24 protein-coding genes and 2 pseudogenes are annotated in these 25624 nt (G+C 71.7%); 16 read left to right on the top strand and 10 right to left on the bottom strand.

The features are described 5' to 3' along the window. Positions 1-72 precede the first annotated feature (72 nt). From O7543_RS16655 to O7543_RS16645, 3 genes are all read left to right on the top strand, one after another. Positions 73-981: a PPK2 family polyphosphate kinase gene (locus O7543_RS16655; protein ID WP_281552985.1), complete on the top strand. Its 909-nt coding sequence runs from the start codon at positions 73-75 to the stop codon at positions 979-981. A gap of 138 nt (positions 982-1119) precedes the next feature. Further along, positions 1120-1746: a DUF47 family protein gene (locus O7543_RS16650; RefSeq protein ID WP_281552986.1), complete on the top strand. Its 627-nt coding sequence runs from the start codon at positions 1120-1122 to the stop codon at positions 1744-1746. Between the two features lie 5 nt (positions 1747-1751). Further along, positions 1752-2756: an inorganic phosphate transporter gene (locus O7543_RS16645; protein ID WP_281552987.1), complete on the top strand. Its 1005-nt coding sequence runs from the start codon at positions 1752-1754 to the stop codon at positions 2754-2756. On the opposite strand, the gene O7543_RS16640 is transcribed toward O7543_RS16645, so the two are convergent. The 5 genes from O7543_RS16640 to O7543_RS16620 form a co-directional block, all read right to left on the bottom strand. Next, positions 2749-3108: an arsenate reductase ArsC gene (locus O7543_RS16640; protein WP_281555396.1), complete on the bottom strand. Its 360-nt coding sequence runs from the start codon at positions 3106-3108 to the stop codon at positions 2749-2751. The genes O7543_RS16645 and O7543_RS16640 overlap by 8 nt on opposite strands. An 86-nt stretch (positions 3109-3194) precedes the next feature. Then, positions 3195-3956: an aquaporin gene (locus O7543_RS16635; protein WP_281552988.1), complete on the bottom strand. Its 762-nt coding sequence runs from the start codon at positions 3954-3956 to the stop codon at positions 3195-3197. Next, positions 3953-4615 (bottom strand): arsenate reductase ArsC, encoded by a 663-nt coding sequence (locus O7543_RS30225; protein WP_348650016.1) that lies wholly within the window; start codon positions 4613-4615, stop codon positions 3953-3955. The genes O7543_RS16635 and O7543_RS30225 overlap by 4 nt, the downstream gene beginning before the upstream one ends. Next, a complete protein-coding gene (locus O7543_RS16625) occupies positions 4608-5387 on the bottom strand; it encodes a helix-turn-helix domain-containing protein (protein ID WP_281552989.1) in 780 nt (259 codons plus the stop codon). Before O7543_RS16625 ends, O7543_RS30225 begins: the two co-directional genes overlap by 8 nt. Before the next feature lie 93 nt (positions 5388-5480). Further along, the gene (locus O7543_RS16620; RefSeq protein ID WP_281552990.1) at positions 5481-6452 is read right to left on the bottom strand and encodes a Gfo/Idh/MocA family oxidoreductase; all 972 of its coding nucleotides are present in this window, start codon (positions 6450-6452) and stop codon (positions 5481-5483) included. 157 nt (positions 6453-6609) lie between these two features. On the opposite strand from O7543_RS16620, the gene O7543_RS16615 reads away from it, so the two are divergent. The 6 genes from O7543_RS16615 to pstB all read left to right on the top strand — a co-directional run bounded on the left by O7543_RS16615 (position 6610) and on the right by pstB (position 12415). Next, positions 6610-7440: an NUDIX hydrolase gene (locus O7543_RS16615; RefSeq protein ID WP_281555398.1), complete on the top strand. Its 831-nt coding sequence runs from the start codon at positions 6610-6612 to the stop codon at positions 7438-7440. Positions 7441-7544: 104 nt separating this feature from the next. After that, the gene (locus O7543_RS16610) at positions 7545-8069 is read left to right on the top strand and encodes a hypothetical protein (protein WP_281552991.1); all 525 of its coding nucleotides are present in this window, start codon (positions 7545-7547) and stop codon (positions 8067-8069) included. 230 nt (positions 8070-8299) lie between these two features. After that, positions 8300-9403, top strand: a complete 1104-nt coding sequence (pstS, locus tag O7543_RS16605) for a phosphate ABC transporter substrate-binding protein PstS (protein WP_281552992.1) — start codon at positions 8300-8302, stop codon at positions 9401-9403. 116 nt (positions 9404-9519) lie between these two features. Beyond that, positions 9520-10554 carry a phosphate ABC transporter permease subunit PstC gene (gene pstC / locus O7543_RS16600; protein ID WP_281552993.1) on the top strand — a complete coding sequence of 345 codons (1035 nt, stop codon included), beginning with the start codon at positions 9520-9522 and terminating at the stop codon, positions 10552-10554. Beyond that, positions 10551-11615, top strand: coding sequence for a phosphate ABC transporter permease PstA (gene pstA, locus O7543_RS16595; RefSeq protein ID WP_281552994.1), 1065 nt, complete (start codon positions 10551-10553; stop codon positions 11613-11615). The genes pstC and pstA overlap by 4 nt, the downstream gene beginning before the upstream one ends. A 20-nt stretch (positions 11616-11635) precedes the next feature. Next, the gene (gene pstB / locus O7543_RS16590) at positions 11636-12415 is read left to right on the top strand and encodes a phosphate ABC transporter ATP-binding protein PstB (RefSeq protein WP_281552995.1); all 780 of its coding nucleotides are present in this window, start codon (positions 11636-11638) and stop codon (positions 12413-12415) included. A gap of 58 nt (positions 12416-12473) precedes the next feature. Here the strand turns inward: pstB and mshD are convergent, their stop codons facing one another. The 4 genes from mshD to O7543_RS16570 all read right to left on the bottom strand — a co-directional run bounded on the left by mshD (position 12474) and on the right by O7543_RS16570 (position 15990). Beyond that, on the bottom strand, positions 12474-13373 hold the full coding sequence (mshD, locus tag O7543_RS16585) for a mycothiol synthase (RefSeq protein WP_281552996.1): 900 nt from the start codon (positions 13371-13373) through the stop codon (positions 12474-12476). Between the two features lie 79 nt (positions 13374-13452). Further along, positions 13453-14391, bottom strand: a complete 939-nt coding sequence (locus O7543_RS16580; protein WP_281552997.1) for a polysaccharide deacetylase family protein — start codon at positions 14389-14391, stop codon at positions 13453-13455. 192 nt (positions 14392-14583) lie between these two features. Further along, complete coding sequence (locus O7543_RS16575; protein WP_278171736.1) at positions 14584-15300, bottom strand: response regulator transcription factor; 717 nt, start codon at positions 15298-15300, stop codon at positions 14584-14586. A 519-nt stretch (positions 15301-15819) separates the two neighbouring features. Continuing rightward, positions 15820-15990 (bottom strand): hypothetical protein, encoded by a 171-nt coding sequence (locus O7543_RS16570; RefSeq protein WP_281552998.1) that lies wholly within the window; start codon positions 15988-15990, stop codon positions 15820-15822. Between the two features lies 1 nt (position 15991). On the opposite strand from O7543_RS16570, the gene O7543_RS16565 reads away from it, so the two are divergent. The 6 genes and pseudogenes from O7543_RS16565 (at position 15992) to O7543_RS16545 (ending at position 20189) form a co-directional block, all read left to right on the top strand. Beyond that, on the top strand, positions 15992-16792 hold the full coding sequence (locus tag O7543_RS16565) for a hypothetical protein (protein WP_281552999.1): 801 nt from the start codon (positions 15992-15994) through the stop codon (positions 16790-16792). A gap of 129 nt (positions 16793-16921) precedes the next feature. After that, the gene (locus tag O7543_RS16560) at positions 16922-17734 is read left to right on the top strand and encodes a DUF2993 domain-containing protein (RefSeq protein ID WP_281553000.1); all 813 of its coding nucleotides are present in this window, start codon (positions 16922-16924) and stop codon (positions 17732-17734) included. Between the two features lie 133 nt (positions 17735-17867). Next, a pseudogene (locus O7543_RS30220) lies at positions 17868-17948 on the top strand (Ms5788A family Cys-rich leader peptide); the annotation flags it as partial. A gap of 222 nt (positions 17949-18170) precedes the next feature. Continuing rightward, positions 18171-19019: a sulfurtransferase gene (locus tag O7543_RS16555; protein ID WP_281553001.1), complete on the top strand. Its 849-nt coding sequence runs from the start codon at positions 18171-18173 to the stop codon at positions 19017-19019. Positions 19020-19021: 2 nt separating this feature from the next. Beyond that, positions 19022-19363 carry a DUF1416 domain-containing protein gene (locus tag O7543_RS16550; protein ID WP_281553002.1) on the top strand — a complete coding sequence of 114 codons (342 nt, stop codon included), beginning with the start codon at positions 19022-19024 and terminating at the stop codon, positions 19361-19363. 358 nt (positions 19364-19721) lie between these two features. Next, positions 19722-20189 carry a lamin tail domain-containing protein gene (locus O7543_RS16545; RefSeq protein WP_281553003.1) on the top strand — a complete coding sequence of 156 codons (468 nt, stop codon included), beginning with the start codon at positions 19722-19724 and terminating at the stop codon, positions 20187-20189. Between the two features lie 105 nt (positions 20190-20294). On the opposite strand, the gene O7543_RS16540 is transcribed toward O7543_RS16545, so the two are convergent. Beyond that, positions 20295-24749 carry a S8 family serine peptidase gene (locus O7543_RS16540; RefSeq protein WP_281567495.1) on the bottom strand — a complete coding sequence of 1485 codons (4455 nt, stop codon included), beginning with the start codon at positions 24747-24749 and terminating at the stop codon, positions 20295-20297. Between the two features lie 395 nt (positions 24750-25144). Between O7543_RS16540 and O7543_RS16535 the strand changes: the two are divergent. Then, positions 25145-25603 (top strand): annotated as a pseudogene (locus O7543_RS16535) (winged helix-turn-helix domain-containing protein); the annotation flags it as partial. Positions 25604-25624: the final 21 nt, after the last annotated feature.

Below are 25624 nucleotides of genomic sequence, written 5' to 3'. Positions count from 1 at the left end.
CCGGCCGGTCCGGTGGTCGGCCGGGTAGCGGTCGGCTGGTCGGCCGGGGGCCGGCTGGGCGATGATCGGCTGATGACTGCTGACCTGTACGAGCCACCTGTCCGGGAACTGCTACGGGTCGGCGCCGGCCGGCCGCTCGACCTGTCCGCGATCGACCCGAGGTCGACGCCGGGGCTGCCGGCGCTGTCGGTGACCGGGCCGGACCGCAAGTCGTGGGCCCGCGCCGAGGTCCGCCGCATCGGCGACGAACTGGCCGAGCAGCAGGAGATGCTGCACGCCCAGGCGGTCGCCGGCGACGCGGCCGGCCGGCGGGTGCTGCTGGTGCTGCAGGCGATGGACTGCGGCGGCAAGGGCGGCGCGGTGAAGCGGGTGGCCGGCGCGATGAACCCGCTCGGCCTGCAGATCCGGGCCTTCGGGCCGCCTACCGAGGAGGAGCTGGCGCACCACTTCCTGTGGCGGATCCGCCGGGCGTTGCCGGACGCCGGCCAGGTCGGGGTGTTCGATCGGTCACACTACGAGGACGTGCTGGTCGTACGGGTCGAGTCGCTGGTGCCGGAGGAGACCTGGCGGGCCCGCTACGACGAGATCAACGAATTCGAGGCCGGGCTGGTCGACGAGGGGTTCGTGCTGATCAAGGTGTTCCTGCACATCTCGTACGCGGAGCAGCGGGAGCGGCTGTTGTCCCGGTTGACCGATCCGACCAAGCACTGGAAGTACCACCCGGGGGATGTGGACGCGCGCAGCAAGTGGCCGGACTACCAGGCCGCGTACACGGAGGCGTTGAGCCGGTGCGCCACGGACGCCGCGCCCTGGTTCGTGGTGCCGGCCGACCGCAAGTGGTACCGGGACTGGGCGCTGGCGCACCTGCTCCGGGAGCACTTCGCGGATCTGGACCTGAGCTACCCGCCAGCTCGTTTCGACCTGCGCAAGGAGCACGCCCGGCTGCTCGCCGGGGACGGACTGAAAGTGAACGGTGGATGAACAAAGACTGACCTGTGGGTGTACAGGGGTGGGCCGCGAGCAGACGCGATTCGCTGTTACCTAGCATTCCCTGCAGAGCGCGCGGGCGTTTCCCGTGGCCAGCCCCTGTTCCCCACCGTCTCCGACGAGGTCTGCGCTGTGAAGTTCTCCTTCCGCCCGGTCGAGGGCGCCTTCTATGAACTGTTCACCAAGGCCGCGCAGAACCTCGTGCGGGGCACCGAGCTGCTCAACGAACTCGCCCTGCCCGGAGTCGACGTCCAGTCGGTCAGTGAGCGGCTCACCGAGGTCGAGCATGACAGCGACCAGATCACCCACGACCTCTACAAGAAGATCAACTCGGCGTTCATCACCCCATTCGACCGGGAGGACATCTACCGGCTGGGCAGCCAGCTCGACGACGTGATGGACCACCTGGAGGCGGTCGGCAACCTGCTCTACCTCTACGGGCTGACCCAGCTGCCGTCGCTGCCCCGGGAGATGCACGAGCTGATCGCGGTGCTCGACCAGCAGGCCCGGGTGACCGCCGACGCGATGCCCCGGCTGCGGGCGATGAAGGACCTCGACGACTACTGGATCGAGTGCAACCGGCTGGAGAACGAGGGCGACCGGTCGTACCGGATGCTGCTGGTCCGCCTCTTCTCCGGCGAGTACGACGCGCTCACCGTGCTGAAGATGAAGGAGGTCGCCGACGAGCTGGAGGCCGCCTGCGACGCCTTCGAGCACGTGGCCAACACAGTCGAGACCATCGCGGTCAAGGAGTCCTGAGCCGGGTGAGCGCCGAACTCATCGCCGTCCTCGCGGTGATCACCGTTGCCATGGTCTTCGACTACACCAACGGGTTCCACGACGCGGCAAACGCCATCGCCACCAGCATCTCCACCCGGGCACTCACCCCACGGGTCGCCCTGATCATGGCCGCGGTCGGCAACTTCATCGGCGCCCACTTCGGCGCCGAGGTGGCCAAGACCGTCGGCAGCGGCCTGGTCGAGCTGCCGGCCGGCGTCTCCAGCCTCGGAATCGTCTTCGCCGGCGTGGTCGGCGCGATCACCTGGAACCTGATCACCTGGTACTTCGGGCTGCCCTCGTCGTCGTCCCATGCGCTGATCGGCGGCCTGGTCGGCGCCACCATCGCCGCCTCCGGCACCGTGCTGTGGGGCGGCATCGCCGGCGACGTGGTACTGCCGATGGTGCTCTCCCCGCTGGTCGGCTTCGGCCTCGGCTTCCTGGTCATGCTCGCCGTGCAGTGGATCTTCCGCAACGGGCAGCCCGGCAAGCTGAACCGGGGCTTCCGGATCGCCCAGTCGGTCTCGGCGGCGGCGATGTCGGTCGGGCACGGCATGCAGGACGCCGCGAAGACCATCGGCATCGTGGTGCTGGCGCTGTTCGTCGGCGGGTTCCAGTCGGACGCCGAGACCATCCCGGAATGGGTCTTCTGGACCTCGGCGACCGTGCTGGCGCTGGGCACCTACGCCGGTGGCTGGCGGATCATCCGTACCCTCGGTCGCAAGATCATCGACCTGCGGCCGCCGGAGGGGTTCGCCGCCGAGACCGTCGCCAGCTCGGTGCTCTACTTCAACGCCCTGGTGCTCGGCGCGCCGATCTCCACTACCCACACCATCACCTCGGCCATCATGGGCGTCGGGGTGACCAAGCGGCTGTCCGCCGTACGGTGGAACGTCGCCGGCAACATCGTCGGCGCCTGGATTCTGACCTTCCCCGCCGCCGGCAGCATCGGCGCGGTGATGTACTTCGTCGTCCGCCCGCTGTTCAGCTGACCCGGGTCGTTGGGACCAGGTCGGCGAGCAGCGCCTCGATCCGACGGCGGATCTCGTCGCGGATCGGCCGGACCGCCTCGACGCCCTTACCGGCCGGGTCGGGCAACTGCCAGTCCTCGTACCGCTTGCCGGGGAAGACCGGGCAGGCGTCGCCGCAGCCCATCGTGACGATCACGTCGGAGGACTCGGCGGTGGACCACTCCAGCCGCTTCGGGGTCTGGTCGGTGATGTCGATGCCGACCTCGCGCATCGCCTCGACCGCCGCCGGGTTGACCGACTCGGCCGGCGCGGAGCCGGCCGAGCGGACCTCGACCGCGTCGCCGCCGAGGTGACGCAGCCAGCCGGCGGCCATCTGGGACCGGCCCGCATTGTGTACGCAGACGAACAGCACACTGGGCTTGCTCACGGTGTCTCCTTCGAGGGGTGTGGGGCAACGGGTCAGCGTCGGGTGGTCGCCAGAGCGGGATCTGTCGGCTGGGCGGGCTCGGCCGGCACCACGACCTGGTCGGCGGCGTGTCCCACCCCCGGGTAGAGCGCCAGCAGCAGGGCGACTCCGATGGCGAGCCCGACGACCTGGGCGACCAGGAACGCCGGGATCGAGGCGGGCTGGATGCCGGCGAAGGTGTCGGTGAAGCCCCGGCCGATCGTCACCGCCGGGTTGGCGAACGACGTCGACGAGGTGAACCAGTAGGCGGCACCGATGTAGGCACCGACCGCAGCCGGTGCTGCGCCGGCCCGGCCCGACCGGGCCAGCGCGAAGACCAGCAGGACCAGGCCGGCGGTGGCGACCACCTCGCCGAGCCACAGGTTGCCCGCCGACCGCTCCTTGGTGGACCAGGTCACCGCCGGCAGGGCGAACATCAGGTTGGCCAGGATCGCCCCGGCGATGCCGCCGGTCACCTGCGCGGCGACGTAGCCGGTCAGATCCGGCAGGGTCAGACCGGTGCGGCTGCGTCGTCCGAGGAACCAGTCGGCGGTCGAGACGACCGGGTTGAAGTGCCCGCCGGAGACCGGCCCGAAGATCAGGATCAGCGCGCCGAGCGCGAAGGCGGTGGCGATCGAGTTCTGCAGCAGCTGCAGCCCGACGTCGTCCGGCGACAACGTCTGGGCCATCACCCCGGAACCGACCACCGAGGTGACCAGCAGGGCGGTGCCGGCGAACTCGGCCAGCAGCCGTCGCCAGAGTGCGATCGGGTTCACGCGTTCTCCACTTTCTGTAGGTCGTCCAGCAGCCGGCGGACCCGGCGCTCGATCTCGTCGCGGATCGGCCGTACGCCGTTGACGTCCTGCCCGGCCGGGTCGTCCAGCTCCCAGTTCTCGTACCGGGTGCCGGGGAAGACCGGGCAGGCGTCACCGCAGCCCATGGTGACCACCACGTCGGCGGCGCGGACCACCTCGTCGGTCCACGGCTTCGGGTACTCGCCGGAGATGTCGATGCCGCGTTCGGCCATCGCCGCGATCGCCGCCCGGTTGACCTCGTGGCCCGGCTCGCTGCCGCCGGACCAGGCGACCACCGTGTCCCCGGCCAGGTGGGTGAGGAACCCGAGCGCCATCTGGCTGCGGCCGGCGTTGTGGGTGCACAGGAAGAGCACCACCGGGCGGCCGTCGGAGTGCAGGCCCTCGACCCGGGCCAGGGCCTGCAGCCGTTGCCGGGCGAACCGCTCGGCGAGCAGCGGCAGATAGTTGGGGATGGTGCTGCCGGTGGCGAACTGGTCGTAGCTGGACGCCAGGAACCGTTCGATCGTCTCGGTGTTGTAGGTGCCGTCGAACTCCCGGGCCAGCCGGGTCGCTGCGGTACGCAGCGCCACCTGCTGGTCGATGGACAGGTCGGGGCGGACGGCATCGGTGACGTCAGACATGGTGGGCTCCGGTGGACGTGGGGGCGGTGGCCCGGCTGGTGATGGCGGGTGCCAGCCGGTGGACCCGGCCGGCGAGGTCGGCGTACGCGGCTTCGAAGGCGGCGTCGGTGTCCACCCGGACCGGGTCCGGCACCGACCAGTGCAGGTCGGGCGCGCCGGCCCCGGTGAGCTCCTCGTGGGCGTTGTCGCAGACGGCGACGACCAGGTCGCCGTCGCCGATGACGGCCGACACGTGTGCGGTGCGGGCCGGGTCGAGGTCGAGCTCGAGCCGGCGGGCCAGCGCCACCGCCCGGGGGTGCACCCGGGTCGCCGGTCGGGTGCCGGCCGAGGCGGCCGGGGTCGGGCCGGTGCGCTGCCAGAGTGCTGCGGCGAGCTGGGAACGGGCCGAGTTGTGGGTGCAGACGAAGACCACCCGGTCGACGCCGGCCAGCGGCGGTGGGGCCAGCCCGGCGAGGACGTCCGGCACCAGTTGCAGGTAGCTGCGGCGGCGGTCGCCCTCGGACCGGGCGCGGCGCAGCAGGCCTGCTTCCTGCAGGACCTTGACGTGGTGGGCGACCAGGTTGCTCGGCAGCCCGAGCCGTCGGCCCAGCTCGCCGGGGGCGGCGTCGCCGAGGTGCAGCAGGTCGACCATGGCCAGCCGGGCCGGGTCGCCGAGCGCGGCGTGCACCCGGGCGCGCCGCTCCAACTGCCCGGCGTGCACCCGGGCGCGCCGCTCCAGCGGGCGGGCGGGTGGCGGCCGGTCATCGGCACGGTGACTTGCCTCAGCGTTCATTGACTCAATGATTGCTGAGGTATTCGGCGGAGTCAAGCCGGGCGAGCGTTGTGACCCGGCCGGCAGACCGGATCAGCCAACTCCCGACCGGAATCAGTCGTAGCTGACGCCGATCTGGCCACGGATCGTGTCCAGCAGCTCCATGACCTCGAGGGACACCGCATGCGGCACCAGCGGACTCTCCCGCAGACCGGCGGCCAGGCAGCGGTGCACCTCGGCCGCCTCGTACTGGTAACCGTTGCCGGCCGGCTCGACCACCCGCACCACCTCGGGGTCGCCGGTGCCCCGGCGGAGCGTGAACTCGCTCGGGCAGATGAACGGGTCGGGCAGCGAGATCCGGCCGGTGCTACCGGTGATCGTCGCCGTCACCGGGGTAGCCCCGACGATGCCGCAGGTCAACGCGGCCACCGCGCCCGACTCGTAGCCCAGCAGCACGCCGGTGTTCTGGTCCACGCCCTCCGGGGTGAGTTTCGCCCAGGAGCGCACCGAGTCCGGCCGGCCGAGCACCAGATGCGCCAGGCTCACCGGGTAGATGCCCAGGTCGAGCAGGGCGCCGCCGCCGAGCGCGCGGTCGCGCATCCGGCTCTCCGGCGCGAACGGCCCGGCCAGGCCGAAGTCGGCGTGCACCGAGACGACCTCACCGATCGCGCCGTCGTCGATTAGCTCGCACACCCGGCGTACGGTCGGGTTGCACCGCATCCACATGGCCTCCATCAGGAAAACGTCCCGGGCCCGGGCGGTCTCCACCAGCTCGGTGCTGCTGGCCAGGTCGAGGGTGAACGGCTTCTCGCACAGCACCGCCCGGCCGGCGGCCAGACAGGTCATGGTCGCGGCGTGGTGCGCCGAGTGCGGCGTCGCCACGTAGACGACGTCGACGTCACCGTCCGCGGCGAGCTCGTCCCAGGATCCGTACGCCCGGGGAATGCCGTAGCGGTCGGCGAACGCCTGCGCGCTGGCAACCGAGCGGGAACCGACCGCCAGCACCTCGGCGTCGGGCAGCAACTGCAGGTCTTCGACGAAGCGGGCGGCGATGCCGCCGGTGGCGAGGATTCCCCAACGAGTCATGCCAGGCACGCTAGCCAGCGAGTCCGTGCGCGGCGACGGCGGGGCGTGCTGGCCGGTCTGCCGGGCGACGACCTACGCTCGGCGCGTGCCCACCGACGACGATGTCACGGCTTTCGCCGCGCCACCCGATCCGATGCTGTTCGCCGTACCCGAGGCGATGGTCGAGCAGGCCAGCCGGTTCTACGCGGCCGGCCGGGAACCGGTACGACCGCGGGTCGCCGCGACCGTGCTGCTGCTGCGCCCGACGACGGATCCGGGGCCGACGGGGGCGCCCGGCGGCCCCGGGTTCGAGGTCTACCTGATCCGGCGGGTGGCGGCTGTCGCCTTCGGCGGGGTGTACGCGTTCCCCGGCGGCGGGGTGGATCCCTCCGACGCCGCAGGCGAGCTGGACTGGGCCGGGCCGGACCCGGAGCACTGGGCGGCGCGGCTGGGGTGTCCACCGGACCAGGCGCAGGCGGTGGTCTGCGCCGCCGCCCGGGAGGTGTTCGAGGAGTCCGGGGTGCTGCTGGCCGGCCCGGACGAGACCACTGTGGTCGACGCGGTGGACGGTCCGGAGTGGGAGGTCGACCGGCAGGCCCTGCTCGCCCGGACGTTGAGCTTCGCGGAGCTGCTGCGCCGTCGGCGGCTGACCCTGCGGTCGGACCTGCTGGCCGCGTGGAGCAGGTGGATCACCCCGGACTTCGAGCCACGCCGGTTCGACGCCCACTTCTTCGTGGCCCGGCTGCCGGTCGGGCAGGCGACCCGGGACGTGTCCGGTGAGGCGGATGAGACGCTGTGGGTCCGGCCGAGGCTCGCCCTGGACCGGGCGGAGACCGGCGACTGGCAGCTGCTGCCACCCACCCGGGTGACGCTCGACGAGGTCGCCGGCTGCGCCGACCCGGGTGCCGTCTTCGCGGCCGCCGCCAGCCGGGATCCGGCCGTACCGGTCACCCCTCAGCTGTACGTCGATCCGGACGGGACGGTCAGTTTCGCGGTTGTCAAGCCCTGATCCGGATAGATGATCTTGCGTTACCAAGCGGTGATACTTTGGCGCGCACGAACGCGACAGGGTGCCGGGCGGTCCTCGCCCGCCACCGCTACCGGACGGGACAGATGGCTCCACGACCAGGGACCTCAGCCGCGCGGGGTGCGCCGACGGACGCCGACGACCTCGTGCATCTTGCCGTGCCCGCCGAGTACGTCTCGCACATCGCCCGGCTGATCGAGGAGCTCGACCGGCGACCCAGGCCGATCCCGAAGCCAGCCCGGCGGGCCCGGTCCACCGCCCGCGCCGCCAAGGAGTGGCCGGTCGAGGAGTTGCGCCGGTTCGCCCAGGGTCGGTCCCGGACGCACCAGACCGTGTTCGCGATCCTCGACCTGCTCGCCGAGCACCCCGGCGAGACCATGTCGGTCGGTGACCTCGCGGCGCGGCTCGGCAGCCCGGTCGACAAGGTGATCGGCGCGCTCGGTGGGCTGACCAGGATCGTCAAGGCGTACCACGACTATCCGAAGTGGGGGCTGCCGTTGCAGCGGATGGCCCGGACCGGTACCGGCAGGTCCAACGCGGTCGGCTACCAGCTTCCCGCCGAGCAGGCCCGCCGCTGGCGGCTGGTGCGGCGCGGTCGGCCTGGGAGCTGATCACCGACGCAGGCCGGTGAAATGCGTCGGCCGAGATGCGACGTCGGTCACAGTCGAGCGTGGGCTTGGCTCGGACGGCGACCATACAACCCCCGTTCACCTTCTGTTCACCATGGTCCGGTCGGCAGTTTAGCCACGGCTCGTACCGTCCTCGGCGTTCGAGACGGTGAACTCGCCCCCGCGACCCCTGGGCGGCGACTCGCCACCCGACCTCAGAGAGGCAACGCACCGTGAATCGTAAGTCCCTCCGGCTGGCCGCCCTGCCGGCCGCCGTCATGCTTACCCTCGGCGTGGCCGCGTGCGGCGACGACGGCGACAACGGCTCGGAGTCTGGCAACGGCTCCGACACCTCGGTCAGCGGGAACCTCGCTGGCGCCGGCGCCTCATCCCAGGGCGCCGCGATGGAGGCGTGGATCGCCGGATTCACCTCCGTCGCTCCGGACGCGACCGTCACCTACGACCCGATCGGCTCCGGCGGTGGCCGCGAGCAGTTCACCAGCGGCGGCACCCAGTTCGGCGGCACCGACGCGTACCTCGACGAGGAAGAGATCGCCGCCGCCCTGGAGACCTGCGGCGAGCAGGGCTTCATCGAGTTCCCCGGCTACATCAGCCCGATCGCCGTGGCGTACAACCTGCCGGGCGTCGAGACGCTGAACCTGTCGCCGTCGGTGATGGCCCGGATCTTCGACGTCAAGATCACCAACTGGAACGACCCGGCGATCGCCGAGCTCAACCCGGACGCCGCGCTGCCCGACCTGGCGATCACCACGGTGCACCGCTCGGACGAGTCGGGCACCACCGAGAACTTCGTCGACTACCTGGCCAAGGCCGCGCCGGCCGACTGGCCGTACGAGGTTGACGGCAACTGGCCCGCAGCGGGCGGCGAGGCCGCCCCGCAGAACCAGGGCGTCGCCGCCGCGCTGCGCGGTGGCGAGGGCACCATCGGCTACATTGACGCCTCTCTCGCCGGCGATCTCGGCGTCGCCGCGGTCCAGGTGGGCGAGGACTTCGTCGAGTACTCGGCCGAGGCGGCCGCCGCCGTCGTCGACGCCGCCGAGACCGTTCCTGGTCGTCCGGAGTTCAGCTTCGCCATCGACCTGCCCCGGGACACCGCCGAGGCCGGCGTCTACCCGATCGTGCTGGTTTCCTACCAGCTGGCCTGCGTCACCTACGACAGCCAGGAGACGGTTGACCTGGTGAAGGCCTTCTACTCGTACGTGATCAGCGAGGAAGGCCAGCAGGCCGCCGCCGAGAACGCCGGCTCCGCGCCGATCTCCGACGAGCTGCGCAGCCAGGCGCAGTCCGCGCTGGACGCGATCACTGTCGCCGGCTGAGTCGAGCACCACGTCCAGCCCCTGCGACCCAGGTCCGGACGGTCACCCGGTGGCCGTCCGGACCTGCGGCGTATCCCGTACCGCCCGTCACGACACGGCCTGAGGAGGCGTAATCCGTGACAAAGCCCGCCACCGCGCAGAGCGGTACCCCATCGAGTGATCCGCCGCCCGGCGGCGACTCGCCGCGCGGCACGTCAACGGGCGAGCCGCCGGACGCGGAGACGCGTCGCCGGGGCCGGTCCGGCAAGCGGATCGGTGACCAGATCTTCTCCGGCACCGCCGTCGGCGCCGGTGTGCTCATCCTGGTCACCCTCGCCGCGGTCGCGGCCTTCCTGCTCTACGAGGGCCTCCCCGCCCTGGTCGCCGACCCCGAGGAGCTGCCCGGCGGCGAAGGATTCATCGCGTACGTCACCCCGCTGCTGTTCGGCACGGTCCTCGCCGCGGTGATCGCGCTGGTGGTCGCCACCCCGCTGGCGATCGGCATCGCGCTGTTCATCTCGCACTACGCGCCGCGCAGGATCGCCGCCGGTCTGGGCTACCTGGTCGACCTGCTGGCCGCCGTGCCCAGCGTCGTGTACGGACTGTGGGGCATCTTCTTCCTCGCCCCGAACATCGTCCCGGTCTACCGCTGGCTGGAGGAGCACCTCGGCTTCATCCCGTTCTTCGCCGGCCCTGCCTCAGCCACCGGCCGGACCATGCTGACCGCCGGTCTGGTGCTGGCGGTGATGATCCTGCCGATCATGACCGCGGTGAACCGGGAGGTCTTCCTGCAGACCCCCCGGCTGCAGGAGGAAGCCTCCCTGGCGCTCGGCGCCACCCGCTGGGAGATGATCCGGATGACCGTGCTGCCGTTCGGCCGGTCCGGGATCATCAGCGGCAGCATGCTCGGGCTGGGCCGGGCGCTCGGTGAGACGCTGGCCGTCGCGATGGTGCTCTCCGCCTCCGACGTGATCACCATCAACCTGATCGACTCGGTCAACAGCAGCACCATCGCCGCCAACATCGCGTTGGACTTCCCCGAGTCCAGCGGGCTCGCGGTGAACGCGCTGATCGCCACCGGCCTGGTGCTGTTCGCGCTGACCTTCGTCGTCAACTTCGCCGCCCGGGCCGTCGTCGCCCGTCGGCGCGACTTCTCGGGAGCGAACGCATGACCACCATCACCCCGCCCCGGGCACCCGTCACCAGCACGCTGACCAGCGGCGTACTGCCGAAGTGGGCACCGTGGGCGGTGGTCAGCGGCAGCCTGTCGGTAGGCCTGGTCGGCGGCCTCAGCCTCGGGCTGGCCATCCCGCTCTCGTTGGCCATCGGCGTACTGCTCGTCATGGTGGCCCTGCCGGCGGTCTCCTGGCAGGTCGAAGGCGGCCGCCGGGCCAAGGACCGGTTCGTCACCGTACTGGTCAGCCTCGCCTTCGCCCTCGCGATGCTGCCGCTGCTGTCGTTGATGATCACCGTCACCCAGAACGGCATCCACCGGTTCGACGGGACCTTCCTCAGCAGCGACATGCGGGGCGTGCTGGGTGAAGGCGGCGGGGCGCTGCACGCCATCGTCGGCACCCTGATGATCACCGGCGCGGCCACCCTGATCTCGGTCCCGATCGGCGTGATGTGCGCCGTCTACCTGGTCGAGTACGGCAAGGGCCGGCTGGCCCGGTGGGTCACCCTGCTGGTCGACGTGATGACCGGTATCCCGTCCATCGTGGCAGGTCTGTTCGCGTTCGCCTTCTTCGCGATCTTCTTCGGCCCGAGCATCCGGTTCGGCCTCGGCGGTGCCGTCGCCCTGTCGGTGCTGATGGTGCCGGTGGTGGTCCGTTCGGTCGAGGAGATGCTCAAGCTGGTGCCGAACGAGCTGCGCGAAGCGTCGTACGCGCTCGGCGTGCCGAAGTGGCGCACTGTGCTACGGGTGGTGCTGCGGACCGCCGCTCCGGGCATCGCCACCGGCGTGACCATCGCCATCGCCCGGGTGATCGGCGAGACCGCCCCGCTGCTGATCATCACCGGCAGCACCACGGCAACCAACTGGAACCTGTTCGACGGCCGGATGTCCTCGCTGCCGATCTTCACCTACTACTCGTACAGCATCCCCGGCGCCCGGCCGGAGTTCGGTGTGGAGCGCGCGTGGGCGGCGGCGCTCACCCTGTTCGTCATCGTCATGGGCCTCAACCTGGTGGCCCGGCTGATCTCCCGCTTCTTCTCCCTGCCGACCAGCCGCTGACCGCGGAAAGGACCCCTCAAGTGGCCAAGCGCATCGAAGTCTCCGACCTCGACATCTTCTACGGCAACTTCAAGGCCGTGGAGCAGGTCGACATGACCATCGAGCCGCGTTCCGTGACGGCGTTGATCGGCCCGTCCGGCTGCGGCAAGTCGACCTTCCTCCGCTCGCTGAATCGGATGCACGAAGTGGTGCCCGGTGGACGGGTGACCGGCAAGGTCGCCATGGACGGCGACGACCTGTACGGCATCGGCGTCGACCCGGTCGCGGTACGGCGGCAGGTCGGCATGGTGTTCCAGCGTCCCAACCCGTTCCCGACGATGTCGATCTACGACAACGTGGCGGCCGGGGTGAAGCTCAACGGCGGTCGGATGCGCAAGGCCGACCTCGACGAACTGGTCGAGCAGACGCTGCGCGGCGCCAACCTGTGGGAGGAGGTCAAGGACCGGCTGGGCCGGCCCGGCTCCAGCCTCTCCGGCGGGCAGCAGCAGCGGCTGTGCATCGCCCGGGCAATCGCCGTCAAGCCGGCGGTGCTGCTGATGGACGAGCCGTGCTCCGCGCTGGACCCGATCTCCACCCTCGCCATCGAGGACCTGATGCACCAGCTGAAGACCGAGTTCACCATCGTCATCGTCACGCACAACATGCAGCAGGCGGCCCGGGTCAGCGACCGGACCGGCTTTTTCAACATCGCCGGCACCGGCCACCCCGGCAAGCTGATCGAGATGGACGACACGCAGCGGATCTTCAGCAACCCGAAGGTCAAGGCGACCGAGGACTACATCACCGGCCGGTTCGGCTGACCGCGGTCGGTGCCGGCACCGACCGGCCGGCCGGTGCCGGTCGGCCGAGGCCGGCCGGTCAGCGCCGGCGGTAGCTCACGTCGGCCGACCAGCGCAGGAAGCCGAGCCGGGTGTAGAGCCGTACCGCGGCGGTGTTCGACTCGTCGACGTAGAGCATCGCCCGGTGCAGCCCGGCGGCGGCCAGATGCCGCAGCCCGGCGAGGGTGAGCGCGCGGCCGAGACCGCCGCCGTGGGCGGTCGGATCGACCCCGAGTACGTAGACCTCGCCGACCGCCGCGTCGGCGTGCACCTTGGTCCAGTGGAAGCCGAGCAGCCGGCCGGTCGGATCCTCGGCGAGCAGGAAACCGGCTGGGTCGAACCACGGCTGCGTGATCCGGGCATGCAGTTGCGGCAGCTCCCAGCGGCCCTGCTCGGGGTGGTCGGCGAACGCCTTCGCGTTGAGCGCCACCCAGGCGGCGTCGTCCTGACCCGGTACGAATGACCTCATCCGTACCCCGGCTGGCAGGGCCGGCTCGGGCAGCGGCTCGGGCAGCGGGTCGGTCAGCTTGCGGCGCAGCTGCAACAGCACCCGGTCGCGGACGAAGTCGTGGTCGAGGGCGAGGGCTGCGGCCGACGGGTGGTCGCCGTGCGCCCAGACGCGCAATGCGGCCGTCGGACCGGCGGCGTCGAGCAGCCCGGCGAGCAGTCGACGACCGTACCCGCGTCGCCGGTGTGCCGGGTGGACCACCAGCTCGGCGACCGGGCCGGCCGGATCGGTCGGGTCGAGATGCGCGTAGCCGATGGTCTCGCCGGCCGGGTCGGCGAGCGTGAGGTGCCGGGCGGAGGCCGCCTCCCGCAGTCCGATGACGACCTGCTCCGGCAGCGGGTCGGCACCGTCGGTGTCGGCGGCGACCGCCGCCAGCTTCAGCACCCGGTCGACCTGGGCAGGGTCGAGCTGGTCGAACCGAACGACGGTCATGCTCGCTTGGGTCGCCGACTCAGCCACGTGCCCCACCGTATCTCCCGTCCGGTCCGCCCGTCGCGGCGGATCGTCGCGGTCAGATCTGGCCGGTGCGCAGGTGCAGCCGGCGGCTGCGCTGGTCGGCCGGTTCGGCCATCGGCGGCAGCGCGTCGACCAGGAAACGTTGCCGCAGGTTCGGCAGGATCGTACGCAGTGCCAGCACCGTGCCGGACCGGTTGCCGCCGGCATCGTGCAGCAGTACGACCGACCCGGGTACGGCCTGCGCGGTCACCGTCGCGGTGATGCTGCCCGCACCGGGCTGGAAGTAGTCGGCCGGGTCGATGGTCCAGTGGATCGAGGTCATGCCCAGTTCCCGCGCCACCTCGACCACAGCGGGAGTCCAAAAGCCACCGGGTTGGCGGTAGTAGGAGACCGGGTGGCCGGGGGCGGCGGCCCGGATCGCCTCGGAGGTCCGGGTCAGATCGGTGCGGATCGCGGCCGGCGGGTAGCTGCCGAGGCCGAAGTCATGGCTCCACGAGTGGTTGCACAGGGTGTGCCCGTCTGCGGCAATGGCCCGGACCAGCTCCGGATGGGCGACCACGTTCCGGCCGACCAGGCAGAAGGTCGCCTTCACCCCGAACTGGCGGAGCACGTCGAGGGTCTGCTGGGTGTGCACCGGGTGCGGGCCGTCGTCGAAGGTGAGGGCGACCGCGGCGCTGCCGCTGGTCTGCCGGGTGCCGTGCGGTCCGCTGCGGTCGGGGGCAAGTGGGGCGTACGCCGGCAGCCGGGCCGCCGAACGGTCCGGGTCCGGTGCCCCGGTGGGTGACGGCGGCGACGCCGTGGACCGGGCCGGTGGTGGCACCAGGTCGGGGTCGGGTCCGCTGCGGGTCGGGCCCGGTGCCGGCGCGGGCGTGGGGTCGGGGTCGGCCCGGTCGGCCGGTGCACTGCTGGAACCGAGAAGGTACGCGCCGGTCAGGACGGCCGTCACGGCCACGGCGGCGACGGTCAGCCCGCGTAGACCCGCCAGCACCGTCACTGCAGCCCTCCCGCCGTCGGTTCGGTCGTCGGCCCGACGCTAGGAGGTTGCAGCTGGCTGATTTAGATGAAACGGTGAATAACCGATATAGACGGTCTATTCGGACGAAAATCTGAGGCGCCGTCCGGACAGATCCGGATGGCGCCTCAGCTGATGTTTCGGCGTTGCGCCACCGTGAGGTGGCGGAATCCGCTAGACCGGCAGCGGTGCGGGCTCGGTGTCCGGCAGCGACGAGCGGCTCGGCGGCACCACGAACTTGTAGCCGACCTGGCGGACCGTGCCGATCATCGACTCGTACTCCGAGCCGAGCTTGGCCCGCAGCCGCCGCACGTGCACGTCGACCGTACGCGTACCGCCGAAGTAGTCGTAGCCCCAGACCTCGCGCAGCAGCTGGTCGCGGGTGAAGACCCGCCCCGGGTGCTGGGCGAGGAACTTGAGCAGCTCGAACTCCTTGTAGGTCAGGTCGAGCGGGCGGCCCTTGAGCTTGGCGGCGTAGGTGTCCGGGTCGATGGTCAGCTCGCCGGCCCGGATCAGCCCGCCCGCGCCTGACGTGGCGTTGGTCAGCCGACCTACCGCCAACCGCAGCCGCGCCTCCACCTCGGCCGGGCCGGCGCTGGCCAGGATGACGTCGTCGACGCCCCAGTCGGCGTTCAGCGCGATCAGACCGGCCTCGGTGACCACCGCGACCAGCGGGACGCCCAGACCAGTGGCATGCAGCATCCGGCAGGTCGCACGGGCCTCGGACAGCTCCGACCGGGCGTCGACCAGGACCGCGTCCGGGCTCGGCCCGGAAACCAGGGTGCGGACATCGCGGGGCGCGGTCCGCACCGAGTGGGGGAGCAGGTCGAGTGCGGGCAGTACGGCCGACGGCTCGCCCGCACGGGCCGTTACCAGCAGCAGGATTTCCACACATCACCTCCGTCCTCGCGGCCTGTCCTGGCCGCGCGTGGTGACCGCGGACGCCGGCCACGTGGCCGTCACCGCAGACAGTGGCGTCGAACCCCGGCTTCGCTGACGGGTGGTTAAGCCATGAGCTTAACCGATTAGGTGCCGGAAACAGCGGGGCGGTGAGCTGTTCATCTGTGCAGTCGGCCATAGCGCCCCGCGCCGTCGCCAGCGGGCCACCCGCCGCGTCTGGCACCATCAGGGCGTGCATCCCTCCACGCCATCCGAGACCGGTCGCGGACAGTGGCCTGACGGTAGCCGGGAGTCACCGCCCGGGCCACCGCCCGGCGGGCGGCCCGGCGGCATGCGGGGCGGCCCCGGTCGCGCCGTCGTCCCAGGGCCGCCGGAGCCCGGCCCACCGGTGCCGGGTCGAGCACCGGCCCCGGGCCGGGTACCCGCGCCCGGTCCCGGTCGAGCCGCCGCGCCGGTGCCGGGTCGGGCGCCCGCTCCCGGCCCTGCCCCGGGTCCGGGTCCGGCCCCGGGTCACGCGCCCGCTCCCGGTGGTGCGGCCGCTGTGGGTGGCGAGGCCACCGGCCCGTCGGGCGCGGCGGACAGCCGGCCGGCGGACCGGCCGGACCGCACCGGGGAGCAGGAAACCGTCAGCAGCCGGTCCACGTCGGCGCCGGTGCCGGTCAGCCGGACCATCTCGCTCACCGTGGCCGGGTTCTCCGTGCTGCTGGCCCTGGGGCTGATCTTCGGTGGGCAGACCGCCGGGCCAGGGCTGGCCCGGACCCCGTTCACCATCGTCGTCTTCGGCGTACAACTGCTCTTCGTGATCTCCTGGACGTTGGCGATCCGGCCACCGGCGATGCCGGTCATCGGCGGGGTGGGCCTGCTGGCCGCGGCCGTCGCCGACATCGGAGCGTTGCTGCCGACCGTCGCCTCGCTGGCCCCGGTCGGGTACGCGGCGGCAGGCGGCTTCGTCGTCGCGGTCCTCGCCCAGCTGATCCGGCCGGCCGACCGCACCAGGGTCACCGAGTCGCTCGGCGCCACGTTGCAGATCGTCGTCGGAGTGGTCGCCTTCGCCACGCTGATCGTGCTCAGCCGGCTGCAGCTCGGTGGCACCCAGACCATCGTGGTGGCGCTGGCCGGCACCGGCATCGCGCTGATGACCGCCCGGCTCACCGACGCGGTGGTGTCCCGGCCGCGGCTCGCCCCGCAGGTGCCCCGGGGCGCCACCGGCGTGGTGCTCGGTGCCATGGTGGGCACGCTGGCCAGCGCAGTGCTCGGCATCTACGTGGTCGGCTTCACCCCGGTCACTGCGGCCCTGGTCGGCCTGGTCGCCGCCAGTGCGGCGGTCCTGGTCGACCTCGCCACCGGCTACGCCGAGGCCAGCCGGCAGATGGCCGGGGATCCGCCGACGATGTGGGTGGCCCGGCACATGCAGGGTCCGCTCGGCGGGTTCGCCCTCGCCGCGCCGCTGTCCTACGCCCTCGGTGTGCTGATCTTCAACTGAGTCACCGGGTCGGTCAGGTCACCGGGTCGGTCAGGTGAGGTACCTGACCGGTCGGGCCGGTGCCGGATGAGCCGTACTCAGGTTGGGTAGATACGGTACGGCGCATCCGTCCGCAGCCGAGGAGGCACCGTGTCGACCTATCCGGCGTACCAGGAGGAACCGGTCCACCGGTCGCGTTCCCAGCGGCAACCAGGCCGACGAGCCCGCCGGCTACTGACCGTCGTCGCCGTGCTGCTGCTCGTCCTGGCGCTGGTCCTGGTCGTCGCCGACCGGGTCGCCGTCGCGTACGCCGAACGGGCGGTCGCCGACCAGATCCGCCAGCAGGTGGCCGGTCAGAACATCGAGTCCTCCGAGCCGGAGGTCTCGATCGGCGGGTTCCCGTTCCTCAGCCAGGTCGCGACCGGCCGCTACCAGTCAGTCTCGATCGTGCTGCGCGACGTGTCGGCGGCGGTCAACGGCAACAGCGTGCGGCTGCCCACCCTCGACGTCGACGCGCGGGGCGTACAGGCGCCGTTGGAGACGCTGCGCACCGGCCAGGGTGAGGTCATCGCGGAGACCGTGCAGGGGACCGCCACGGTCTCCTACGACAGCATCGTGCAGCTGATCGACCAGCCCGGCGTGGAGTTGTCCGAACAGGATGGACGGCTCGGCGTCACCGCCCCGGTGGACATCCTCGGTCAGCAGGTCACCCTGACCGGCACCGCGGACCTGGAGGTCGCTCCGGGCGAGGTGCTGCTGCGCTTCGACGAACTCGCCGCCGAAGGGCTGCCCGGCGACGAGGCGGCCCGCGGGTTCGTTGAGGCCTACGCCCAGCAATTGTCCATCGCGGTGCCGCTGCCCGCCCTGCCGTTCCAGCTCGACCTGCAGGAGGTGGCCGTGACCCCGGCCGGCCTGGCCGTCACCGCCACCGCCACCGACGTGCCGCTGAGCGCACTCGGCTGACCATCTCCGGCGGACCGGCGTTGCGGACCGGCGTGGCGGACCCGGCTGCAGGGTGGCGCAGGTCTCAGCGCCCGGATGTCCCATTGCGTGGTCGGATCGGTGACCGTCCGGAAACAGGCTGGTAAGCTTCGGCCCCATGGGGAAGTTCCTCACTAAGCGGCGCGCGGTCGACCTGTGCCGTGTGGCCACCTGCCTGTGTCGCCCGGTCCTCTGACGGCGGGCTGACCCGGCGGGCTGTCGTCGACCCTTTCTGTGGTCGGTGACCAGCGCCGAAGAATTCTCACCATCGCCCGGCAGCGGCGCCGTCGCACGTCCGTGATCCGTCCTCCAGGGTCCCGCACAGGTGCGACACCTGCGGCGTGGACTCGCCACCGATCCGCTTCCTCCACACCGGCGGCCCGCCGGGCCAGGGGGAGACCAACCAGGGAGTGATCTGATGAGTCGCGACACCGCACTCGTTTCGGCCGACTGGGCCGAGAAGAACCTCGACGCCCCGGGCGTCGTCTTCGTCGAGGTCGACGAGGACACCTCCGCGTACGACGGTGGGCACATCGCCGGCGCGGTCAAGATCGACTGGAAGACCGACCTGCAGGACCCGGTACGCCGCGACTTCATCAACAAGTCGCAGTTCGAGGCGCTGCTGTCCGAGCGGGGCATCGGCAACGACGACGTCGTGGTCCTCTACGGCGGCAACAACAACTGGTTCGCGGCGTACGCGTACTGGTACTTCAAGCTGTACGGCCACCGCGACGTCAAGCTGCTCGACGGCGGCCGCAAGAAGTGGGAGCTGGACGCCCGCCCGATGACCACCGAGGTGGTCGCCCGCCCGGCCACCCAGTACGTCGCCCAGGAGCCGGACAGCTCCATCCGGGCATTCCGTGACGAGGTGGTGGCCGCGATCGGCACCCAGAACCTGGTCGACGTCCGCTCGCCCGACGAGTTCGCCGGCCGGCTGCTCGCCCCCGCCCACCTGCCGCAGGAGCAGGCGCAGCGGGCCGGGCACATTCCGACCGCGGTCAACGTGCCGTGGTCCAAGGCGGCCAACGAGGACGGCACCTTCAAGTCCGACGACGAGCTGCGCGCCCTGTACGCCGAGGCCGGCCTCGAGGACGGCAAGGACACCATCGCGTACTGCCGGATCGGCGAGCGTTCCTCGCACACCTGGTTCGTGCTCAAGGAGCTGCTCGGGCACTCCAACGTGAAGAACTACGACGGGTCCTGGACCGAGTACGGCTCGCTGATCGGCGTGCCGGTTGTGCTCGGCGACGAGCCCGGAAAGGCGTGACGATGACCGCTGCGACCACACCGAATGCCCCGACCGCGGCGGGCTGCGCCGCCCCGGACCAGGCGGCACCGCTGCCGGCCAGCGTCGACCTGGCCAAGGAGACCGTGATCACCGGGACCGTGCGGTCGGCCGGCGGCGAGGCCGTGGCCGGCGCGTACGTGCGGCTGCTGGACGCCACCGGCGAGTTCACCGCCGAGGTGGTCACCTCGCCGGCCGGCCAGTTCCGGTTCTTCGCCGCACCGGGCAGCTGGACCCTGCGGGCCCTGTCCCGGCACGGCAACGGCGACACCCCGGTGACCGCCGCCCAGGGAGTCAACGAGGTCTCGGTGACCGTCGGCAGCTGACGCCCGGCCCGACCCGACGACAGGCCGCCGCCCCGGAGTTTTCCCGGGGCGGCGGCCTGTCGGCTTCGTGACCGACATTGGCGGCGGATCACCCGTCGCCGGTTCCCGCTGTCGCCCTGTGGACAGCGGAAACGGCCGACCGACGGCGTCACCCTGGTCGCTCCGGCCGGTGGCCACACCGACAAGGCACCAGCGCCCGACGGGACGGCGCGGCAGTACGAACTGACTTGATGACGTCACTCTCTGGTGAATTGGGCGGCCCGTCACCCACAATTCTTCGTGGCGGTAGCGGGCGTACGGCGAATCGGGTTTCGGTTCTTCCGATGCCTGCGAAAATTGCTCATCCCATGGGGGAATCATGCGAAAGACTGTCGGTGTCCTGACTGCGGCGATGCTCGGGCTGGTCACCTCGATGACCATCGCCGCACCTGCGAGTGCTGCACCCAGCCTGCGGGTGCACAGCGTCCAGTACCACCCGAACGGCGTCAACGACGGCAGTGGGACGTTCGCCAACCGGGAATGGCTGCAACTGGTCAACCGGGGTAAGGAAGCGGTCAACCTGCGGGGCTACACGGTGCACAACAAGAATGGCCGGACTTACCGGTTCGGCGACGTCGTCATTCCTGGAAAAGGCGGCCGGGTATGGCTGCGTTCCGGTGCCGGCGACGACACCGCACGGACCGTGTACTGGAACACGGCTGGTTTCGTGTGGGATGTCGAAGGTGACAAGGCATTCCTGCGGAACCGCAAGGGCCACGCCGTGCACACCTGCTCGTGGTCGTATGTGAAGGGCCGGGACTGGGTGCGATGCCCGGTCAACCCGTGACGATTCCGGGTTGACCGCCGGCGGGTGCCGGGCCAGAGCTGGGCTGGCCCGGCACCCGTTCTCACCATCGGTCAGACACGCCGTCGGTCGACCCGGTCACCCGGGTCAGATCCCGCCGAGGCGGGCCGGGCAGGGATCGACCGGTTCGAGCACGCTGTCGACCGTGGTGACGATCCCGGCCGGCAGCCGTTCCTGCCGGGCCTGCGGCACCCAGCCGTCCTTCGCGGAGATGATCTCGTACTGCCCGCGTGGCAGCCAGTACGCGTACCCGCCATCGGCACCGGTGCGCAGCGTGTAGCCGGTGCCCGGATCGGTCAGCGAGTTCAGCCGGATCGTCGCCCCGGCTACTCCGACCTCGACCCCGGCGCAGCTGACCCCGGTGACGGTGCCCTGTACCTTCGCCCAGGAGGCCGGCGGCGAGACGTTCATCTGCACGTCCACCTGGCCGACCGGGTACGGGGTGTCGGACCGCAACCCGAGGGTCGCCGCGTACCGGCCGGGCTGGTCCACGCCGGCCTCGGCGGTCGCCGCCAGCGTGACGGTGACCGTCCGGGAGGCACCAGGGGCAAGGGTGAAGCTGCCAGGGTCGGTGACCAGCCACGGCAGGTCGGCCGCGGCGTCGCACAGCTCCAGCCCGGCGAGCACCTCCACCTGCGCCGAACCGACGAACGAGCTCGGCGATCCGCCGACCTTGTACGCCCCGCAGGCACCGGCGCCCCGGTACCGGGCGAACTCGGTGTTCGGCAGGTCACGCCAGACCCCGGCGGCCGGGTCGAAGCCGACCGTACGGTTCGTCACCGTGGTGGACGCCCCGGTCACCCCGCCGGCGATCACCAGCAGGCCACCGGCCGCCGCGTACTGCCCGCCCCACAGGTCCAACGGCAGGTCCGGCAACGGGCTCCAGGCGTCGGTGGCCGGGTCGTAGGCGTACGTCGACCGGTACTCGACGGCGCCGGCGCCGCCGGCGCAGTACGCCAGCTCACCGATCCCGCCACAGGCCAACCAGGACGCGGCAACCGGATAGTCGGCCCGGGACCGGAACGTGCCGGTGCCGGTGTCGAACGCCAGCACCGTACGCGAGTCGGTGCAGGTGCCGTCGGTGCAGCCGCCGATCAGGTAGATCGTGCCGCCGATGACGGCGGACCCGGCTGCGGCCCGCGGCGCGGGGCTGGTCACCCCGGACAGCGTGGCCCACGTCCCGGTCGCCGGGTCGAACACGTCGACGCTCGCCACCGGAGTCCCACCGGCACCCCATCCGCCGAACAGGTACAGCTTGCCGCCGGCCGCGGTGAGCACCGGCTTGCTGCGGGCCGTCGGCAGGTCGGGCAGGGCGCTCCAGACGTCGGTGACCGGGTCGTAGACCCAGGCGTCCCGCTCGGTGCCGGTGGTGCTGCCCCCGCCGACCGAGTAGACCTTGCCGTCGAGCGTGGCGGCCGCGTTGTCGAAGACCGCCGTCGGGTGGTCCGGGGCCCGCGTCCAGGCATCGGCGGCCGTCCCGGCCGCGGCTCCGGCCGCCTCCGTCGCGGCGGTGATCCGGGTCGGCGCGGCACCGGCCGGGGCGCCGTACGCCGGACCCTGCCAGGCCTTGCTGATTCCCTTGACCTTGTGTTCGGCCAGCGGGGCACCGTCGCCGGCCAGCAGGCTGAACCCACCGTCGCCGGTCAGCATCTCGACTTCGGCCGGCGCGCTGCCGGTGTTGGTCACCGTCACCTTGGCCTTGCGGGTGCTGCCGTACGGCTGGTGGGACACGACCGGGCTGGTCGGGCTGATCGCCAACCGGCCGGCCTTGACCGAGAAGTCGGCCCGGCGGGCCCGGTCGGCGACCACCGTCACCGTCCGGCTCCGCACCTGGTACGGCGCTCGCGTCGCGGTGAACTCCTGCTCGCCGACCAGTGGCGAGAAGAGCTGGTAGAAGCCGTCGGGCAGGGCCGGGTCGTCCGGCGTGGCGGCGGAGACCGCCCGTACCGTCGGGTCGGTGGCGCTGGCCACCGTGACGCCGTTCAGCGCGGCCCCGGTGTTGTGGTCGGTGGTGTTGCCGACCAGCAGGCCACCGGGCAGCGGGGTGCAGCTTCGGTCGACCACCTCGACGTCGTCGACCTGCCACCACCAGGCGTAGCTGCCCTGGAAGTGGAACCGGATCAGCACTTCGTCGGCACCGGCCACCGAGGTCAGCGGGATCTCCTCGGTGCGCGGCCCGCGTCGGCTGGTGGTGTGCCGCCACACGTTGGTCCAGCTGGCGCCGCCGTCGACCGAGACACCGATCTCGGCGCTGTCGCTGAGCCCCACCGCCCGCCAGTCGCTGGCGAACCGCAGGTACGGCGCGTCCGCGCCGGACAGGTCCAGCATCGGGGTGACCAGGTCGGTGTCCTGGACCTCACCGACGCCGAGCGCGTCACTGTCGATGTTGGCGAAGCCGCCGTCACCGCCGGTCAGGTTGCCCCGCGAGCCGATGTCGGAGAACTCCCAACCGCCGCCGTCGGTGCGGTTGACCACCGACCAGCCGTCCGGGGTGTCGGCGGTCGGGAAGCTCTCGGCGAGCAGCGGGTCGCCGAAGCTGGCCACGTACCCGGGGGTCACGCACTCGGCGGTGACCGGCACCGCCAGGTGCACGGTGCGGTCGGTGTCGCCGGCCGGCACCTCCACCCGGGTCGGCTGGTATCCGGCGAGCGTCGCCGTGGCGACCAGCGTCACGGCGGTGCCGCCGGGCACGGTCAGCGTGTAGCGGCCGGACGCCGGGTCGGTGTAGGTGACGGTCTCCGGCCGTCCGTCGACCTCGACCCGGGCGTAGAGCGGCCAGCCGTGGCCGGCCGCGTCGGTGACCCGGCCGCTGAGCGTGACCAGGGTGGTGGCGGCCAGGTCGAAGTCCTGCTCGACGGTGCCGTCCTCGGCGACCGTGACCGTGGCGCTGTCCGGCTGGTAGCCGAACGCGCTGGCGGTGACGGTGTACTCACCGGTCGGCAGGGTCAGCGAGTAGCCGCCGTCGGTGCCGGTGGTGACGCTGCGGTCGCCGGCGGCGACGGTGGCGCCGGGCAGCGGGTCGCCGTCGCCGGTGACCACGCCGGTCACCCGGCCGGCGGGTCCGCGCGGGGCGGCCTCGACGGCGGCGTACGCGTCGAGCCGACCCTCACCGAAGTTGTTGTTGTTGGCTGCGGTCCCGCCGCAGCTGGTGTCGTCGGTGTCGATCGCGGTGCCGTCCAGCAGGGCCCGGGTGGCGGCGATGTCGCCGTGCAGGGTCGGTGCCGCCGACCAGGCCAGCGCGACTGTGGCGGCGACGTGCGGGGAGGCCATCGAGGTGCCGCTGTACGCCGCGTACCCGCCACCGGGGATGCTGGAGCGGACCGCGGTGCCGGGCGCGGCGATGTTCGGCTTGACCGATCCGTCGACCAACGAGGCGCCCCGGCTGGACCGGGCGGCGATCCGGTGGTTGACGTCGTAGTTGCCGGTTGCGTACGCCTGCGGGTAGTCGCCGGGGGAGCTGGCGGTGCCGCAGCCCGGTCCCTCATTGCCGATGGCGAAGGCCGGGAAGATGCCGGCGGCGATCCAGGCGTCGACGGTCTGCCGGTACCACGGGTCGGCCTGTCCGCCGCCCCACGAGTTGTTGACCACGTCGGGGCGCAGCTCCGGCCGGGGGTTCGCGCCCGAGGTGTCGGTCGGGGCGAGCACCCACTGGCCGGCGGCCAGCAGCGACGCGTCGGAGCAGTTGGTGACCTCGCAGCCCTTGGCGGCGATCCAGCGGGCACCGGGTGCCACCCCGGTCTGGTTGTCGCCGCCGTCGTCGCCGGTCATGGTGCCGGTGACGTGGGTGCCGTGACCGTTGTTGTCACAGGGGGTCCCGGTCGGGCAGATGCCGGTCGGGTCGAACCAGTTGTAGTCGTGGTCGTAGCCGCCGGCGCCGGCTCCCCGGTAGCTGGCGGCCAGGGCCGGGTGGTCGAACTCGACGCCGCTGTCGATGGTGGCCACGACGATTCCGTCGCCGCTGGTGCCGAATTCGGACCAGACCTGTGGCGCCCGGACGTCGTCGATGTTCCACTCGACGGCGGTGGTGCCGGCGTCGTCGCCGACCGGCGGCACCGGTTCGGCTGGTTCCGGGGTGAGCAGCGGGTAGCTGCGAGCTGGTTCGAGCTGCTGCACCTCGGGCAGGGCGGCGATCCGGTCGGCCAGGTCCCGGTCGCCGGTGACCCGGACCGCGTTGGCGATCCAGTACGCAGTGTAGTCAGCCTTCCGCCCGTCGAGCAGTTTGCGCAGGCTCTGCTGGCTGCGCCGGGCGGTGGTGGTCAGCTCGTGGTGTACGGCCTCGGCCCGGGCGTCGGCGCGCCGGTCACCGGTCGGCAGCCCGGCGCTGGCGGCGTCGGCCGCACCGGACAGGTCGGCGCGGTCGCGTAGGTAGACCATGAAGTCGATGGTGCCGTCGCGGTCCAGTTCGGCGGCGAGCTCGGCGCTGATCGGCGCGGTGGCCGACCCGTCGGCCGGGCCGGCACCGGGTGCGGCGGTCGCGGCGGCGGGTTGGGCGGTCACCGCGAGCAGGGTGATCAGCCCGGCGGTGAATATCCGGTGCAGCAGCCGGCCCTGGCCGCCGTGGACGCGGCGGCGGGCGGTGCTGCGGTCACTATGGTGTCGTCCGGTTCGGCGGCGGGGCAGGTCGACCACGCGGTCCCCCCATGCTCGTAGGCGGTCCGTACTCGCCGGACCGCGGGATCAGCGGACCGGAAAGCCCGAAATCCGCCCAAGTCGCGTGCGGGCAGTGCTCTACGGATAGTTTTCGCACGGCGGCTACGAGTCATGCTTTAGTGGGCGACGTTGGTGATCAATGGGGTCTGTTGGGCAGTTTTCAGGCAGTACCCGGGCAACATGTGGTCGAGCGTCGGGCCGCGGTGGTATCGGTGACTGTCGCTGTTGACTCCGGCGACTAAACGGCGTTGTCTGATGACACGCAGCAACCTGGGGAGGAGTGCGCGGTGGTCAACGGTGAGGTGCCACTGGTCGTGTGTGTCACCGCTGACGTAGCCGTCCGTGAGCGCGTCGTGAGACGCCTCGACGACTGCGGCACGGTAGTCATCTGTACTGATCTGGCCGAGTTACGGGCGATGCTGTTTCCGCCCGTACCGGCGGAAGAACCGGAACCGGCGGCGCCGGTCGTGCTCGGCGACCTCGTCGTCGACGTGCCCGGCCATCTCGTCACCTGGCGGGGTGAGCCGTTGGCGCTGACCCGGCTGGAGCGGGAGTTGCTGGCCCGGCTGGCCACCCCACCGGTGGTGGTCTGGACCTACGAACGGCTCTTCGGCTCGGTCTGGGGCGGGGCCTATCTCGGCGACACGGCCATCCTGCACTCGGCCGTGAAACGGCTGCGCCGCAAGTTGCGCGGCGCCGGCGGCGGCCTGGAGATCCAGACCGTACGGGGCGTCGGCTACCGGCTCGCGTCGAGCGCGCCGGACAAC

The sequence above is a fragment of the Solwaraspora sp. WMMA2080 genome, assembly GCF_027497395.1.
GTDB lineage: Bacteria > Actinomycetota > Actinomycetes > Mycobacteriales > Micromonosporaceae > Micromonospora_E.
Note: the sequence above shows the minus strand (reverse complement) of the source record. Positions and strands in the feature narration are given on the sequence as shown.